The following is a 15,424-nucleotide window of genomic DNA, read 5'->3' as shown; positions in this document are numbered from 1 at the left end:
CCCGATGATTTTTTAAATATTAAACCATGAGCTAATATATGCTAGATGAATCGCTTATAAGAGATCAACTGCATAATACAGTGCATGAGATAAAATTACCTCAATTAGGGAAACACTATAGAGGAAAAGTACGTGAAAATTTTATTGATGAAGAAAATCATCAACGAATAATTATTTCTACAGATCGTCTCAGTGCTTTTGACAAAGTTATTACAACAATTCCATTTAAAGGTCAACTGTTAAACCAAATGTCTACATTTTGGTTTGAAAAAACTAAACATATTGCACCAAACCATATAATCGATATTCCAGATCCAAATGTCGTACGCGTGCATGAATGCCAGAGTTTACCAGTTGAAATGATTGTCCGCGCATACATTACTGGAAGTGCATGGCGTGCATATCAAAAAGGGGAATCTGTTTCAGGAATTACTTTTCCCGAAGGATTAAAGAATTATCAAAAATTACCTGAACCAGTAATTACTCCTACAACTAAAGCTGAGGTAGGAGAGCATGATTTGCCTATTTCAAGAGAAGAGATTATTTCAAAAGGTTTAGTTGAAGAAGAAGTTTATGTTACCATTGAAAAGAAAACAATGGAACTGTTTAAATTTGCATCTGATTATTGTGCACAAAATAATCTCATCTTGGTAGATTGTAAATTTGAATTTGGAAAAACTCATGATGGTGAAATTGTAGTTATTGATGAAATTTTTACTCCAGATGCTTCACGATTTTGGATTAAAGATAGTTATCAAGAGCGATTTGAAAAAGGAGAAAAGCCAGAGATTCTAGATAAAGAGTTTTTCAGACAGTGGTTAATAAAAGAGAAAAATTTTATGGGAGATGGGCCTATTCCTGAGATACCAGATGATATCAAAGTTGAATTTGTAAATCGGTATGTTCAATCATATGAGATGATTACTGGGCAAGATTTTGTTCCTGTAATTGAAGGAAATGTAATTGAACGAATAAAAAAGAACCTAAAAATATAGAATTTCATATTATTCTCTTTTTCTTGAATTATTTTTTGGTTTTTATTTATTTTTTTATTAACTCTATTTGTGCGGATAAGTTCTAGAAATCAGCTCTAAGTTACTAATAATATTAACTTACCATTAAAGATTTCAACGTGCTATTTTAAAGCGTAAAAACATTGGTGTAAATATATCCAAGTGAATATTTTTCTAATGAAATTGGAGATTTAATAGAATGGAAAATGTGCACCGTATCGAGGTTGGAATTTCAGTAGATTCCAACGTTCTTGCAGCCATCAAGCATGATCTCGACATAACCATTGTTTCTAAAGTAGAAATAATTAAAGTATACACTATTGAAGGTGGAAATTTAACCTTTGATCAACTTTCAAAATTAGGAAAAGAAGTTTTCTCAGATCCAATTACAGAGCAATTTAGAGTAGATTCACCATTAGCAAGGAATTTTGATGGAACAATATTAGAAATTGGGTTTAAACCAGGAGTAACAGATAATGTTGGTACGACTGCAGTTCAAGCCATAAGTGATGCCATCAATGTCAATGTCAATGGAGTATATACATCCGAGCAATTTCTCCTTCACAATTGTGATACTGCCACTGCAGAAAATATTGCAAAGAACTTACTTGCTAATAATTTAATTCAACGCTGGGAAATTAAATCCGGTAAAATGATTCACGAATTCAACCCTACAGTTCCAAAAGTAATATTGAATCAGAAACCTGAGGTAAAAGAAATCAATTTAGATGTTTCGGATGAAGAATTACTCAGAATTAGTCAAGAAAATGTTTTAGCTCTAAATTTAGAAGAAATGAAAGCGATACGGAATTATTTCCATCAAGAAAAAGAAGAAAGGTTGAAATTGGGATTGCCTCCTAATCCGACCGATGTTGAATTAGAATGTTTAGCACAAACATGGTCAGAACACTGTAAACATAAAATCTTTAATGCAAAAATCGAATATTATGAAGAAGGAGAAAAAAAAGAAACTATTGATTCGTTATTTAAAACATATATTAGAGCAGCAACAGAGCAAATTAATTCTCCTTATTTAGTCTCTGTCTTCAAAGATAATGCTGGTGTCATTAAATTTAATGATGATTTTACAGTTGCAATGAAGGTGGAAACACATAATTCACCTACTGCGTTAGATCCATATGGAGGCGCGTTAACTGGTATTGTGGGATGTAATCGAGATCCTGCAGGAACAGGTAAAGGATTTAAATTAATATTTAATACTGATGTATTTTGTTTTGCCAGTCCATTTTATAAAGGTAAAATTCCCCCTCGTCTTTTCCATCCCCGGCGTGTTCTTAAAGGCGTTCATAAAGGAGTTATTGATGGTGGAAATCAATCAGGAATTCCAACAGTAAATGGAAGTCTTTATTTTGATTCCAGATATTTAGGAAAACCATTAGTCTTTGTTGGAACTGGAGGGATTGCTCCTGCAAAAATTAACAATAAGTTTACTCATGAAAAAAGTCCGAAACCAGGGGACTTTGTTGTGATGTGCGGAGGAAAAATTGGTGCTGATGGAATTCATGGTGCTACTTTTTCGTCTTTGGAAATTAATGAGAATTCTCCTGCGACTGCAGTTCAAATTGGTGCTCCAATTGTTCAAAAAAATATGTTGGATTTTCTTCTAAAAGCTCGAGACTTAGATTTATTTAATGCAATAACAGATAATGGTGCAGGTGGTTTATCTTCAAGTGTTGGAGAGATGGGGCAAGAAATTGGGGCAAGGTTGGATTTAGAAAAACCTCCGTTGAAGTATCCTGGACTTATGCCTTGGGAAATTTTAGTAAGCGAAGCGCAAGAACGTATGACTGTAGCAGTCCCACCAGAAAAAATTGAGCAATTTATGGAATTATCTGAAAAATTTGAGGTAGAATCCACGATTGTAGGCGAATTTGATAATTCTAAACATTTCCAGTTATATTATCAAAATGAAATTGTTGGAAATATCTCAATGGATTTTTTACATGAAGGAACCCCTCAAAAGAAAATGATAGGAAAGTGGACTCCTCTAAAAGGATCAGATCCGGAATTTCCCGCGCCTAAATCTATGGCATCAATGCTAAAACGAATGTTAGGACGTTTGAATATCTGTTCAAAAGAAGAAGCTATTGTTCGTCGATATGATCATGAAGTTCAAGGAGGTAGTATTATAAAGCCTTTTATGGGAAAACACAATGATGGTCCTAGTGATGCTGCCGTAATACGTCCTATTCTTAATTCTTGGGAAGGATTGGTCGTTTCACATGGGATTTGTCCCCGATATTCTGATATTGATACATATTGGATGGTTGCAAATGCGATTGATGAAGCTGTTCGTAATGCAGTATGCGTAGGTGCCAATCCAAATTATTTAGCAGGACTTGATAATTTCTGCTGGGCAATGGGATTTTCTCAAGAAGATGAAGAAAAATACACTGGAATGTTGGTACGAGCAAATAAGGCGTTATTTGATATTACAACTTCATTTAAAGTACCTTGCATTTCTGGTAAAGATTCAATGAAAAATGATTATAGAATTGAAGATACAAAAGTAAGTGTTCCTCCTACTTTATTATTCTCTGTTATTGGAAAAATTCATGATATTCGTAAAAGTGTTTCTTTAGATGTAAAACATGAAGGTGATTTGATTTATCTTCTCGGAATAACAAAACAAGAATTGGGAGCATCTGAATATATAGATGAGCTAAAATTATCAGGCTTTAATTCGATACCAAGAGTGAATCCTTCTGATGCAATTATACGATATCGAAAACTTTTCAAAGCAATAAATGAAGGAATTATTTGTTCTTCCCATGATTGTTCTGATGGAGGATTAGGTGTTGCATTGGCTGAATCTGCATTTGCTGGAGATTTTGGAATAGAAATTCATTTGAATGCTGTTCCAACTGAAGGAATTTTACGTGATGATATCCTCCTATTTTCAGAATCACCTAGCCGTATAATTGTAACAATTAGCCCAAAAGATCAAGAGAAATTTGAAAATATTATGAAAGATACAATCACTGCTTGCATAGGTAAAGTAATTGGGCGCAAATTTATAGTATATTCGAATTCAAAGGATGAGAGAATTATTCTCAATGAACCCATTGAAGAACTGAAAAAAGCTTGGCAATCCACTTTATCTGTTCTTGTTGAAGGAGGGGAATAAAATGGTAGATGTATGTATAATGACAGGATTTGGGATAAATTCAGACTATGAATCTCGATATGCCTTTGAATTGGCTGGTGCAGATAATGTTCAACGGGTTCATGTTAACGATTTTATTCATAAACGTGATTCACTAGAAAATTATCAAATATTGATGTTTCCTGGAGGATTTAGTTTTGGTGATTATTTAGGTGCAGGAACTGTTTTAGCAAATAAATTTAAATATACTTTACGCAAGGACCTTGAACAATTTATTAATAATGGTAAATTAATTTTCGGAGTTTGTAATGGATTTCAAGTTTTAGTGAAAATGGGAATTTTGCCAGGATTTCAAGGTGAATTATTTAAACAAACTGTCTCACTGATTGGAAATAAATCAGGTTTCTTTGAAGATCGTTGGGTTAGACTTAAGACCTTAAAATCTCGATGTATCTGGACAAAAGGTTATGCGTCCTTGTTAGAAATACCTGTACGGCATGGAGAAGGACGCTTTGTTGCTAAATCTCCCTCGATTATTGATCAGTTATGGGAAAAAGAAATGATTCCTTTTGTTTATGATCCAAATGAATATCCTAATAATCCAAATGGATCTACGGATGGAATTGCAGGAATTTGTGATGAGACTGGACAAGTATTTGGAATGATGCCTCATCCAGAGTGTCATTTAACTAAGTTTAATCATCCTCAATGGACTCGTGGAGATGCACCTGAAGAAAATGGATTAAAGATTTTTCAAAATGCTGTAAAATATGCACAAAATCATTTATAATTAGTGAATAGATAGGTATTCAAAATGAAAAGTGAATTTTTATTAAAAAGAGCTGATGATGATGTTCCTCATGAAGAATGTGGAATTATTGGAGTTGTAGCAAAAGATCCATCCGTTCATGTATCACAGACAATCTTTCAAGGTTTAATGGCTCTTCAACATCGGGGACAGGAAGCTGCTGGGATAAGCATTGTTGATGCTAATAAAAGCATTCATACGTATAAGCAGGAAGGTTTAGTCTTTGAAGCTTTAACTCAAGAAGTATTATCAAAACTCTGGGGAAATGTTGGTATTGGACATGTACGATATGGAACAGCTGGTAGTGGGGATATTCTCAATGCTCAACCCTTCCATTATGAGACTACACAAGCGCCTCCTTTTTCTATTGCATTTAATGGAAATATTACTAATTATCCAATTTTGAAAGAACAACTTAAATCAAAGGGACGAATTTTCCTCACTAATGGTGATACTGAGGTAATCGCTAATTTACTCGCTTCAAACCATTTGGTTACTGAAAATTGGGTTGAGAATCTGACATTTACAACTCGTTTGCTAGATGGTGCGTTTTCATTAATTCTTTTAACTAATGAGGGTGATATTTACATTTATAGGAGTGGAAATAAGCCGCTTTGCATTGGAATTGTAAAATCTATGAACACAGAATTATATATTGTAGCTTCTGAATCTTGCGCAATTAGTTCTCTTGGAGGTACTTTAATCAGGGATGTTGAACCAGGTGAAATAGTACATGTTCATCAAGATCACTTTTTTCATCAAGAAATTCGGATTCCTGTTCAACCTCATCATTGTATTTTTGAATATGTTTATTTTGCACGTGGAGATTCGATTATTGATAAACGATCTGTTCATCGAACTCGTGAACAATTAGGGAGAATCCTCGCTCGTGAAGAAAAAAGTCAATTTTCAAATGCAATTGTTGTTCCTGTGCCTGATTCAGGTAGGTCTGCGGCCTTGGGATATGCTTCTGAATCAAATATCCCATATGATGAAGGATTGATGAAGAATCGATATGTTTTTCGGAGTTTTATCGCACCAAGTCAAGCTGAACGAATGAATTTAGTCCGTATGAAGTTAAATGCTGTTGCTACAATTATAAAGGATAAGGAAGTGATTTTATTCGATGATTCTATCGTAAGAGGAACCACAATGACTCGAATTGTTCGTCTTCTTCGCGAGGCTGGTGCAACAAAGGTACATGTCCGATCTTCAAGTCCTCCGATTGCTGATCCATGTTTCTACGGTGTTGATTTTCCCAGCCACCAAGAACTTATTTTTGGGCGGAAAATTCTATTGTCACACAATTATGAAGAAGCAATCGAATTGATTCGAAAAGAAATTGGCGCGGATTCATTGCAGTATCTTTCCATTAAAGGTTTGATTAAAGCGATTGATTTGCCTGAAAAAGATCTCTGTTTAGCTTGTTTAAATGGGAAATATTGGTTTAATCACGAAAAAACTAAGCAATTTTTGACTGATGGTCGAATTTAATATATTTTTAGTCGATTAAAGATACATATTTTCCCTTAATTCTTGTTCACGTTCCCATTTTTTTCTTAAGTACAGTCTATATAATTTATCTGCTTCACTTTCTTTTTCTTCGATTTTTTCTTTCTGGGTTTTGGCAAGTTGTGGAGAAAATCTTTCAATACCTGTTGTATAAAGAATATTTTTTTCTGATGGAGTCATTAATCCAAAAATTTGCAGGAGATCTTGCTTATTTTTTATTTGTTTTGGTTGTTTTTTAGATCCATAAATTTTTTCATTGATTTCTTCATCTATATTATGCAATTCTCTTCCAAATGCCATATGAGAGTGAGCTGTAACTGTACGCATCTTCAACCAATAACTATTTGGAGCTTGATTTATAAACATTTCACGATTGCCATCTTTATCTATATTTCCAATTACTGACCATCCTTCTGGATCTTTTTCCCATTTTGATTTGATTTTGCGCATTATTTTTCCAATTGGTTCTGGTTCTGTCATCTTTATCAACTTTTTTAACAATGTATAGTGATGAAATCAAATTTGATAGGAATCACTGCTTATATTTAGTACAAATTATAGATGAATATATAGAGATATTTAAAAAAGAGTAATTATTTATAACTTTTCCTTTAAAGTAGCTAATTGTTCGGGTGATTTAATAATAGGAATATCTTTTCCATATGTATCAGAATTTTTAACTAATTCTTCAATTAATTTTGGTAATTTTTCTGACTCATCACCTGAAAGACTTGCTTTAAAATCACGCCATTTGTTCAAATAAAAGAGTTCCAGTTCTTCTGCTAAAGCTTTTTCTACTTCTTCACAAAAATTATTATATGCCTTAATTGGATCTAAAGTTCTATTTTCCATAATTTCATGGTCTTCAAAATCATATGAAATTTCAAGGTATTGGCTGCCCTTAGGAATCAAAGCGTAGGTATAAAATTCAGTATAATCAATAAAGGGGATACCCTCGGCAAATGCTTGTTCTAATGCGGTGATAAATTCAGTTTTTGACATAGTGATTCCTTCCTCTATCAAATTAATAATTTAATAATTAAAAAAAACCTTTTGGAAATTAATTTATACAACAATTGTTAGAAATTTAAGATGAAAAAAGAGCTTTTTCAATTTTTTTTATTTTGGTTTCTAATTCTGTTAGTAATTGTTTATTTTGTTTTATATAAAGTTGAGATCGTGCTTCAGATATATTTCCTGATTGAGCATTTTTAGTAATTTTTTGCTGCTTTAATTGAAGATAAAAAACTTTTGCTCTAAACCGAATTAATTCTTGATATAAAATTTCAGGATCTTGTTCGCTGTTGGTCTTTTTGTCTATAATTACTGGATTTCTTGGTTCAAATTCATCTTTAATGATTATATCTGGATGAGGGAACGAATCAATTTTCCTTACGAAAATTTGAGTCAATATTGAGGAACCTGCTGGATTATTCTCTTCTAATGCTAAAATTTGCTCGATTTCTGCTTTATTATACGTCTTAATGTGATTTTTTTGTGATATATGTGCTTTTTGAATAATTTTTTGTTCTTGTTTTGATATAAATTCTTGATTTATTTTGGTTTCTTGCTTTTTCTCTTCTTTTTGATTTTTTATAGTATTTTGAATTTCATTTTCTTTTTGGAAATCTTCTTGTACTAGATTTTCATCAGAAAATGTTTTCGGGAGTGTACTCGCTTTTCCTATTTTTTCTGATGTAGATGAAATAAGAGGGGATAATTTAAGAACTGGTGGTTTTAACCGTTCATTTTTAGGTTTAATTTGTTTTTCATTGTATCTATTTAAGTTTTCTATTGAAAGAGAAGGAGTTTTTAACTTTTTTACTGCATTAATTTGCAATTTTTTCATTTTTTCTTGAAGAATCTCTATTCGTTTATTAATTCGATTTGATTCTTCAAAATTAACTGACATATTCTCATTTACATTTTCATTTTCATCTAATGTGCTTTTTAATTCGACTATTTCCCCTTCTTGATTAGTTTCTTTGTTATCTGGTTTTTGACCAATAAGAGAAGTTAATTTTTTTTCTTCTGTTGTAGGTAGTTGCTTTATATTATTAGGTACTTGAAAATTTGTAAAGGAAATAAGGAAATTTCTCAATTTTATTGGTAATTCTGGTAGTTCGACAAACCAGTAATCTAAAGGATCCCATGAACGAATTAATTCAAGAATAACTTCGCTTTTAACACTTATTTCTGAATCTTGAGATAAATTTTCAGATAATTTTTGAAATATTTGTAACAATTCATCATGAATTCGTTCTTCTTCTTCTGGTTTGGGATTTTTTAATAGAATATTATAGTCTTTTATAAGTTGTTCTTCAATTTCAGAGGGAATTTTTATTTTCATATCACCAAAATTCATTAAGTTACAAAAATGTTTGTAAAAATTTGTATTTATCTATTTTTACATAAATTCCATTTTTAAAAACTTTTTTTAGTAAAAATTTCTCTGATCATTTCTATAATTTGAGTAAGAAAATGAAAATAAGTTTTTTTATAGAGTTCAAATAACCAAAGCTTAATGTTAAAGGAAAAATGTTTAAGTTTGAATGAAATTCAGAAATTCCATAGAACCGTCGAGCTATCTATTCAGATATTTAACCGAATTGCCTTAAATCCATTTGAAAAAGTAACTATTCCGAAGGTTTTGTATTCTGGATTACCTATTTCATGGAATTTAACCCAAGTTTACAATCTATTACATTATTTCTATGAAAAAGAGCCATTTAAGGATAATCTTATTGTTTTGATCGATAAGTCTATGAATATTCTTGATGGATTTATAATTCATATTGATAAATTTACTGATGAAGATGAAAAGGGGGAATTAAAATCATTTTTAGAATTTGAAGTAGAATTCATAAGTGAATTTCAAGAAAAAAGTGAATTTTTCGAAAAACTTCAAACTTCTATCAAACAACTGAAACCAATTAACCAATTAATAAAAGAATACTTCTCAGCAAAATATGGATATTTAAATGTACAGAGTATAATAATACCATGGACATTAAAAGAAGATATTGCATCATTAAACCTTCCTTCCTTCAACACTAACATTCTTTTGGCAATTTCTAAAATTTTACGGTGGAAAGGTTATATTTTAGAAGGATTCAATGATGATCCAGCTAATATACAATATTACATTATTTCCCAAAATATACATAATAAATCTCATTTGAAAACTTTGAAAAAATGGATTCAATCTTGGAATAATGTTGATATTCAACAATGGTTAATTATTGTTACCACTCTGCTTGATGATCTTTTAATGAATATGATTCTAATTTCTGAAGACCATCAAAAGATTTTATTTGGAGTAAAATTAATGGTGGATCACAATCGTATGAAGATTGCCGCGCTTCCAAATCACCTATTTAAAGAAGTGTTAAAACCAGAGTTGTCACTACTGGATATAGGGAGAAAAGTTTATGAAAGGACAGGATTAAGAACTGCTGTATTAGATATGAAAAATTTTAAATTACATTTTAATCGGTTTCGTGAATCTGATATGGGAATGTTTGCTTTTTTCTCAAATTTATTTGAAATTGTCTTTTCAGCAACATTTTATCCTGATTCTTTAATTAATTCCTTTTTGAAATTATTTGGACTAGAATTAGGAACAGGTATCACCGAATTTTCAAATGCATTCAAAACTGTTACCCGTTATTTTAAAAAGATCCTTATTGTAACTTTTCAAGATAATATCGAAGATGAAACTAAACCATATGAGGCTTTAGTTGAAATGAGTTATGATGAAGGAAAATATTCTATGAAATTACTTAATACTGCAGATTATCAGGAATTATTCCGCAAGTCTCCCACCGATAAATTTACAAGACTTAAAGCAATAAAAGAAGGTATTGAAACTACACTACAAACCCACTATAGTGGTTGTTTTGGATTTAATATCGATTTACTATCAGAATATTTATCAATGAAGAATATTCAAGCCTTTTTAAAAATGAGCGATATGGCTCATCAATTACCCTTTATTGCAACATTAGGTGCTCTTTTTGTAGGAATGAAGGGTATGAAAGCAGATGAAAACGGAAATCCAATAATTCAAACATATGAAGAATCACCATCTGATGAATTCATTAGTGATACAATGCATTTTCAAAATTATATAGATGGTTTTCTTAAAAAAGGGATTCTTTTTATCAGTGATGAAGATAAATCAATGAACCGAATCCGTGCAAAAGAATATGCTGAGCAAGGCTATTTGGGAATAGATATGGATGCATTGCGTAAGTTTATCAAAGAATCTGAATAATTATTTGTTATTTTTTAGTTTTAACACTTGAAATCTAAATTTTTTTTGTCTTTCTCAAAATGTGATTAAGTGTAAATTAGTTTTATATATTCTCCTTAATTATTCAAACTGATCGTTGAAAATGTTCGAAGTGAATTTGGTAGATTTGGAATCTTGGTATTTAGAACAATTACAAGAGCGATTTAAGCGTGAACATAAGCTCCTATCCAAAATTTTTGCTAAAATTGCTGATGAAGTTGCTCAAGCTAAGAATGCTTTAAAAGCTTGGCGTTCTTATAAACCTGAAAAAGACGAAGAAAAACTAGATGAGAAAACACAGAAGATCATGGAGCGTTTTGTTGATACTGTGTTAAATTCAATTGATGAAATGCAAATTCCAACTATTCACAATTCCATTTCTTATGAAACGTGTCAAAAATTTAATGATGGCGTTAAGAAAGTTTATTTTATTTATAATTCACAAGGAAAAAAGACAATTCGACGATTTTATAAACAATTTAAACTTGAAATTAAAGAAATAGATCTACATCTGCGAAAAATTGGGAATTACAGTCAAAAAATTAACAAATTCTTGTTGAAAAATTACAAAGATGGAAAAGAAGCAGAAAGTTTACTTAAACGAATTCCCTTATTACAAAACAATATTGAGCGTTTAGCAATAGCTAAAAAGAAATTAGATGAATTAGAATCTACATTTGAATCTATGCAATCAAAATTGAAAGATATGGAAGAAAAATTGGATAAACTCAACGAAGATCCAGATTTACAAAAATTCCAAACAATTGAACATGAACTGGAAATTGCAAAACGCGAATTTAGGGAAAAACTCAAATTTAAAAAAGCTTTTAAAAAAATGAAAAAATATTTAGAAAAAGGCACTATTTCTCTTCGCGATATTTCTGAATCTGATCTTAAACCTTACTTAAAGGATTCTGTTGCAGCAATATTAAGTGAAGGACCAAAAATTCCTCATCTACGTCAACTTTTAATCAAAACTAGGATAATGTTAGAAGATGAAAAGGATTATCTGCAATTAAAATCAGATCTAAAAACACGTGTTATCGAAAATATTAATGATATTGTTTCAAATAACTCTCTTGAACATGAAATACAGAAAATTTTGGAATTGGAAGAAAAAAAGGAAGAAATTCGAAAAATAATGAAATCTAAAGGTCTTGAGTCACAAAGAAATGATTTAAAAGAAAAAATTTCCATTGCTACAGTTGATTTAGAGCATTTTGAAAATGACGTTGCAAGATACAGGCGCGATTACAAAGAATTATTAAACAAAGTAAAATCTGAACGTGAAGAATTGCAAGAAGCTGTAAAAAAGGAAACAGACCAAGAAATTAAATTAAAAGTAATTATTCCTTCTTAATACAATTAAGGGATTTTATCTGTAATCTTCTTTTTTATTTTATAAGAATCAAAATATTTATATTCGTTGATTTTAGCAAAGATGGTAATCTTTTTTAATTTCGTGTTATCCATGCTGTATTACACTATTTTTTCGCAAATTCTAAATTCAATGCAATATTCTTTATCTTGCGAAACTAATCGCGCGGGGAATATAAATATGCCTGAAAACTTATTCGATAAAAAATATTATCAAAAAACCCCAGAATTCCAAAATCTCCTGCGGATTATTGGAACATCTATTGAAGGACATAGAAGACTTGAATTTGGACTTTCAAAGATACGGGGAATTGGACGCAGGTTGGCAACCGCGATCATTCGTGTTAGTGGACTCGATCCTAATATGCGAATTGGACTGTTAACAGAAGAACAACAAGAAAAATTAGTAGAAATTATCCGCGATCCAGTAAAATATGGAATTCCTAAATGGATGGTTAATCGTCAAAAAGATTTACGCACAGGCGAGTATCGTCATATAACAGGAAATGATTTAGAACTTATTACAAAGATGGATTTAGATCGGATGAAACGTACTCGCTCTTGGAAGGGTATCCGCCATATGTATGGATTGAAAGTACGGGGTCAGCGCACCAGAACCACCGGTCGCCATGGTCTTGTCGTTGGATATATGAGAAAAAACCTTAAAGGTGGAAAATAATTAAATAGGTGAATATTATGGGAGATCCACGACGATTAAAAAAGAAGTATGCTACTCCTAACAATCCTTTTGAGAAAGATCGAATTGTAGAGGAATTTACCTATTTGGGTAAATATGGCTTAAGAAATAAAAAAGAGTTTCGCAAGCATAAATATCAATTATCACATTATCGACAATTAGCTCGAGCCAATCGTACTTTACCAGATAGGATAAGAGAAGAGCGATTTGCAGAAATCCGTTCTGGATTGGAAAAACTTGGTTTAGTTGGTGCGGATGCCACAACAGATGATATCTTATCACTGACAGTGGAGCACATTTTAGAACGACGACTACAAACAATAGTTCATAAAAATGGCTTGGCAAAAACCATTCAACAAGCCAGACAATTCGTGACTCACGGGCATATTGCAGTTAATGGGGCAATTATTGATTCTCCTTCATATTTAGTCAAAAAGGATGATCAAGTTGATTATGCTGCAAATTCACCCTTTAAAATTGATGCCAGCAAGATTTGGGGCGGAGCTGCCAGAAAAGATAAAGCATCTGAAGAAGTAGCTGGAGCGGAGGAAGATTAATATGGTAAAATCTACATCTAGAAGAATGAAATGGGCTGTAGCTCATCTATTCGCAAGTTATAATGATACAATTTTAACAATTACCGATTTAAGTGGAGCTGAAACAATAACTAGGATATCAGGAGGTATGGTTGTTAAAAGTGATCGAGATGAAGCAAAACCTTATGCTGCAATGTCAATGGCGTCTCGTGCTTCAATGACTTTAAAAGATAAAGGGATTGGTGGAATACACATTAAAGTGCGTGCACCTGGAGGAAGGGGTGCTAAAACTCCTGGACCTGGTGCTCAAGCAGCAATTCGTGGTTTGGCACGTTCTGGATTGCGAATTGGGCGAATTGAGGAAGTGACTCCATTACCACATGATGGAACCCGGCGAGCGGGTGGTCGTCGTGGTCGACGAGTTTAAATCAATATAAAAATCGTTTATCCTTTTCCTTTTTCTTTTTTTATTCTTATTTCTAGTGATCAAGTTTTAGGAGATTTCGGAATTTCTATGGCATTTTCACCAACTGTGAATGGAAATATATACGATCAAATGCGTCGATTTGTTGGCATCAGGGGATTTACAACAGATACACCTCCAATAGGTGGAAGAATTAAGGAAGATATCGCAGATTTTATTGTTCAGGAAATACTTCCAAATGGTGAAGTTTTAACTACAAGAGAATCTTTTTCTCAAGATCTCACTTTTACGACTTCTTGTAAATTTACTCAATTTACAGTGATAAAAAAAAATACAGATACAATTTATGCCGCAGAAGTTATTAGAGATTTTTTACATGTTTCTGAATATGATATTCAATGGGCAGGAATTAAGGATCATACAGCTATTACTTCTCAAAGATTTTCTGTTCGTGGTGATTTTATAGAAAAATTATACCATTTTCGGCATCCTAATATTGATATTTGTCAAATCGCGCCTAGTCGTCATTACGTCAAACTAGGAAGATTATGGGGAAATCGTTTTACAATTAACATTCGACATACCGAACGACCTTTTTCTGAAATCGAGCCGATTATAACAAAATGGACAGATCAGATAAATGAGCGGGGATTCCCCAACTATTATGGGATGCAGCGATTCGGACAACATCGACCGAATTCTCATTTGGTAGGACGATATTTATTCTGTCACCAATACAAAGAGGCAGTTGAAGAATTTTTATTTACAATATATCCACTTGAGTACGAAAAAATTCGAGAAGCAAGGAAAAAATTGGCAGAAAATGCTCAGAATGGTATTTGGTCTGATGATTTACCACGCTCTCTTCATTATGAAAAAAGAATGGTTCAATATTTAAATCACCATTCTAATGATTACAAAGGGGCTATTTTAAGTCTACCACCATCTCTAATTAATTTAATTTTATCTTCATATCAATCTTATTTGTTCAATTTAGCAGTATCCGAACGATTAGAGCGCAATAACTTTCTACACAAACCTGTAAATGGTGATATTGTCTCAATATTAAAAGATCCAAAAGGACATCCTTCTTTAATCTTTTATAAATATCATGGTGGCGATGGTTGGAATGATCCTAATATTATTAAGGCGTTTAAACATCATCGTGCTGCAGTTGTAGCTCCAATTATAGGTTACAAAACAGATTTAGAAAAATTTTCTTATTTTAAGCCAATTTTTTCATCTTTATTGGAAAAGCATGAATTTCCATTAGATTTTTTTGATCATAAATTTCCTAAATTATTTCTTTTTGAGGGAACGTTTCGAGCTATAAACAATTTTCCCACTAACTTAAAAGTCCAGCAGGCTTATATCTTAAATAAATATCCCGAATTGGATCCTAATGGCGTAAAGCTTGAATTTTCTCTCCCAAAAGGCACTTATGCTACTATGTTGCTTGCAGAGCTACGAAAACACTTTATTGATTTAGAATAAAAAAAAGTCACCAAAGATATTTACAAATTTCTTAGTACTTCATCAGTGTAGATTAGTGAAGAAACTAAACATGAATTTTCAAAAATCTCAGATTAAAATAGCAAATAATAATAAAAGATATGATATCTTGCAATATTTCTAA

General features: G+C 31.8%; 13 protein-coding genes. 10 read left to right on the top strand and 3 right to left on the bottom strand.

The features are described from left to right. Nucleotides 1-38 precede the first annotated feature (38 nt). The 4 genes from ACXLDF_RS01660 to purF all read left to right on the top strand — a co-directional run bounded on the left by ACXLDF_RS01660 (nt 39) and on the right by purF (nt 6,442). Entirely contained in the window at nt 39-995 is a 957-nt protein-coding gene (locus ACXLDF_RS01660) for a phosphoribosylaminoimidazolesuccinocarboxamide synthase (RefSeq protein ID WP_457556752.1), read from the top strand. 217 nt (nt 996-1,212) lie between these two features. Further along, nucleotides 1,213-4,161 (top strand): AIR synthase-related protein, encoded by a 2,949-nt coding sequence (locus tag ACXLDF_RS01655; RefSeq protein WP_457556751.1) that lies wholly within the window; start codon nt 1,213-1,215, stop codon nt 4,159-4,161. Between the two features lies 1 nt (nt 4,162). Then, nucleotides 4,163-4,930 carry a phosphoribosylformylglycinamidine synthase I gene (gene purQ, locus ACXLDF_RS01650; RefSeq protein ID WP_457556750.1) on the top strand — a complete coding sequence of 256 codons (768 nt, stop codon included), beginning with the start codon at nt 4,163-4,165 and terminating at the stop codon, nt 4,928-4,930. A gap of 24 nt (nt 4,931-4,954) precedes the next feature. Beyond that, on the top strand, nt 4,955-6,442 hold the full coding sequence (purF, locus tag ACXLDF_RS01645; protein ID WP_457556749.1) for an amidophosphoribosyltransferase: 1,488 nt from the start codon (nt 4,955-4,957) through the stop codon (nt 6,440-6,442). Between the two features lie 15 nt (nt 6,443-6,457). Here purF and ACXLDF_RS01640 read toward each other — a convergent pair whose 3' ends face one another. The 3 genes from ACXLDF_RS01640 to ACXLDF_RS01630 all read right to left on the bottom strand — a co-directional run bounded on the left by ACXLDF_RS01640 (nt 6,458) and on the right by ACXLDF_RS01630 (nt 8,810). Then, nucleotides 6,458-6,940 carry a hypothetical protein gene (locus tag ACXLDF_RS01640; RefSeq protein WP_457556748.1) on the bottom strand — a complete coding sequence of 161 codons (483 nt, stop codon included), beginning with the start codon at nt 6,938-6,940 and terminating at the stop codon, nt 6,458-6,460. Nucleotides 6,941-7,057: 117 nt separating this feature from the next. Then, entirely contained in the window at nt 7,058-7,462 is a 405-nt protein-coding gene (locus ACXLDF_RS01635; protein ID WP_457556747.1) for a hypothetical protein, read from the bottom strand. Nucleotides 7,463-7,547: 85 nt separating this feature from the next. Then, entirely contained in the window at nt 7,548-8,810 is a 1,263-nt protein-coding gene (locus ACXLDF_RS01630; protein WP_457556746.1) for a hypothetical protein, read from the bottom strand. A 174-nt stretch (nt 8,811-8,984) separates the two neighbouring features. Between ACXLDF_RS01630 and ACXLDF_RS01625 the strand changes: the two genes are divergently transcribed. The 6 genes from ACXLDF_RS01625 (at nt 8,985) to truD (ending at nt 15,282) form a co-directional block, all read left to right on the top strand. Further along, complete coding sequence (locus ACXLDF_RS01625; RefSeq protein ID WP_457556745.1) at nt 8,985-10,736, top strand: hypothetical protein; 1,752 nt, start codon at nt 8,985-8,987, stop codon at nt 10,734-10,736. A 136-nt stretch (nt 10,737-10,872) separates the two neighbouring features. Then, a complete protein-coding gene (locus ACXLDF_RS01620) occupies nt 10,873-12,114 on the top strand; it encodes a hypothetical protein (protein ID WP_457556744.1) in 1,242 nt (413 codons plus the stop codon). Nucleotides 12,115-12,312: 198 nt separating this feature from the next. Then, the gene (locus ACXLDF_RS01615) at nt 12,313-12,810 is read left to right on the top strand and encodes a 30S ribosomal protein S13 (RefSeq protein WP_457556743.1); all 498 of its coding nucleotides are present in this window, start codon (nt 12,313-12,315) and stop codon (nt 12,808-12,810) included. A gap of 17 nt (nt 12,811-12,827) precedes the next feature. Next, nucleotides 12,828-13,385, top strand: coding sequence for a 30S ribosomal protein S4 (locus tag ACXLDF_RS01610; protein ID WP_457556742.1), 558 nt, complete (start codon nt 12,828-12,830; stop codon nt 13,383-13,385). A 1-nt stretch (nt 13,386) separates the two neighbouring features. Further along, a complete protein-coding gene (locus ACXLDF_RS01605; protein ID WP_457556741.1) occupies nt 13,387-13,791 on the top strand; it encodes a 30S ribosomal protein S11 in 405 nt (134 codons plus the stop codon). 87 nt (nt 13,792-13,878) lie between these two features. Further along, on the top strand, nt 13,879-15,282 hold the full coding sequence (gene truD, locus ACXLDF_RS01600) for a tRNA pseudouridine(13) synthase TruD (RefSeq protein WP_457556740.1): 1,404 nt from the start codon (nt 13,879-13,881) through the stop codon (nt 15,280-15,282). Nucleotides 15,283-15,424 lie beyond the last annotated feature (142 nt).

The organism is Candidatus Harpocratesius sp. (assembly GCF_054039255.1).
Note: the sequence above shows the minus strand (reverse complement) of the source record. Positions and strands in the feature narration are given on the sequence as shown.

Bases quoted from the DNA above. Each gene is read 5' to 3' on its own strand.
- ACXLDF_RS01660 (WP_457556752.1), top strand. From the start codon at position 39: ATGCTAGATGAATCGCTTATAAGAGATCAACTGCATAATACAGTGCAT.
- ACXLDF_RS01655 (WP_457556751.1), top strand. From the start codon at position 1,213: ATGGAAAATGTGCACCGTATCGAGGTTGGAATTTCAGTAGATTCCAAC.
- purQ (WP_457556750.1), top strand. From the start codon at position 4,163: ATGGTAGATGTATGTATAATGACAGGATTTGGGATAAATTCAGACTAT.
- purF (WP_457556749.1), top strand. From the start codon at position 4,955: ATGAAAAGTGAATTTTTATTAAAAAGAGCTGATGATGATGTTCCTCAT.
- ACXLDF_RS01640 (WP_457556748.1), bottom strand. From the start codon at position 6,940: ATGACAGAACCAGAACCAATTGGAAAAATAATGCGCAAAATCAAATCA.
- ACXLDF_RS01635 (WP_457556747.1), bottom strand. From the start codon at position 7,462: ATGTCAAAAACTGAATTTATCACCGCATTAGAACAAGCATTTGCCGAG.
- ACXLDF_RS01630 (WP_457556746.1), bottom strand. From the start codon at position 8,810: ATGAAAATAAAAATTCCCTCTGAAATTGAAGAACAACTTATAAAAGAC.
- ACXLDF_RS01625 (WP_457556745.1), top strand. From the start codon at position 8,985: ATGTTAAAGGAAAAATGTTTAAGTTTGAATGAAATTCAGAAATTCCAT.
- ACXLDF_RS01615 (WP_457556743.1), top strand. From the start codon at position 12,313: ATGCCTGAAAACTTATTCGATAAAAAATATTATCAAAAAACCCCAGAA.
- ACXLDF_RS01610 (WP_457556742.1), top strand. From the start codon at position 12,828: ATGGGAGATCCACGACGATTAAAAAAGAAGTATGCTACTCCTAACAAT.
- ACXLDF_RS01605 (WP_457556741.1), top strand. From the start codon at position 13,387: ATGGTAAAATCTACATCTAGAAGAATGAAATGGGCTGTAGCTCATCTA.
- truD (WP_457556740.1), top strand. From the start codon at position 13,879: ATGGCATTTTCACCAACTGTGAATGGAAATATATACGATCAAATGCGT.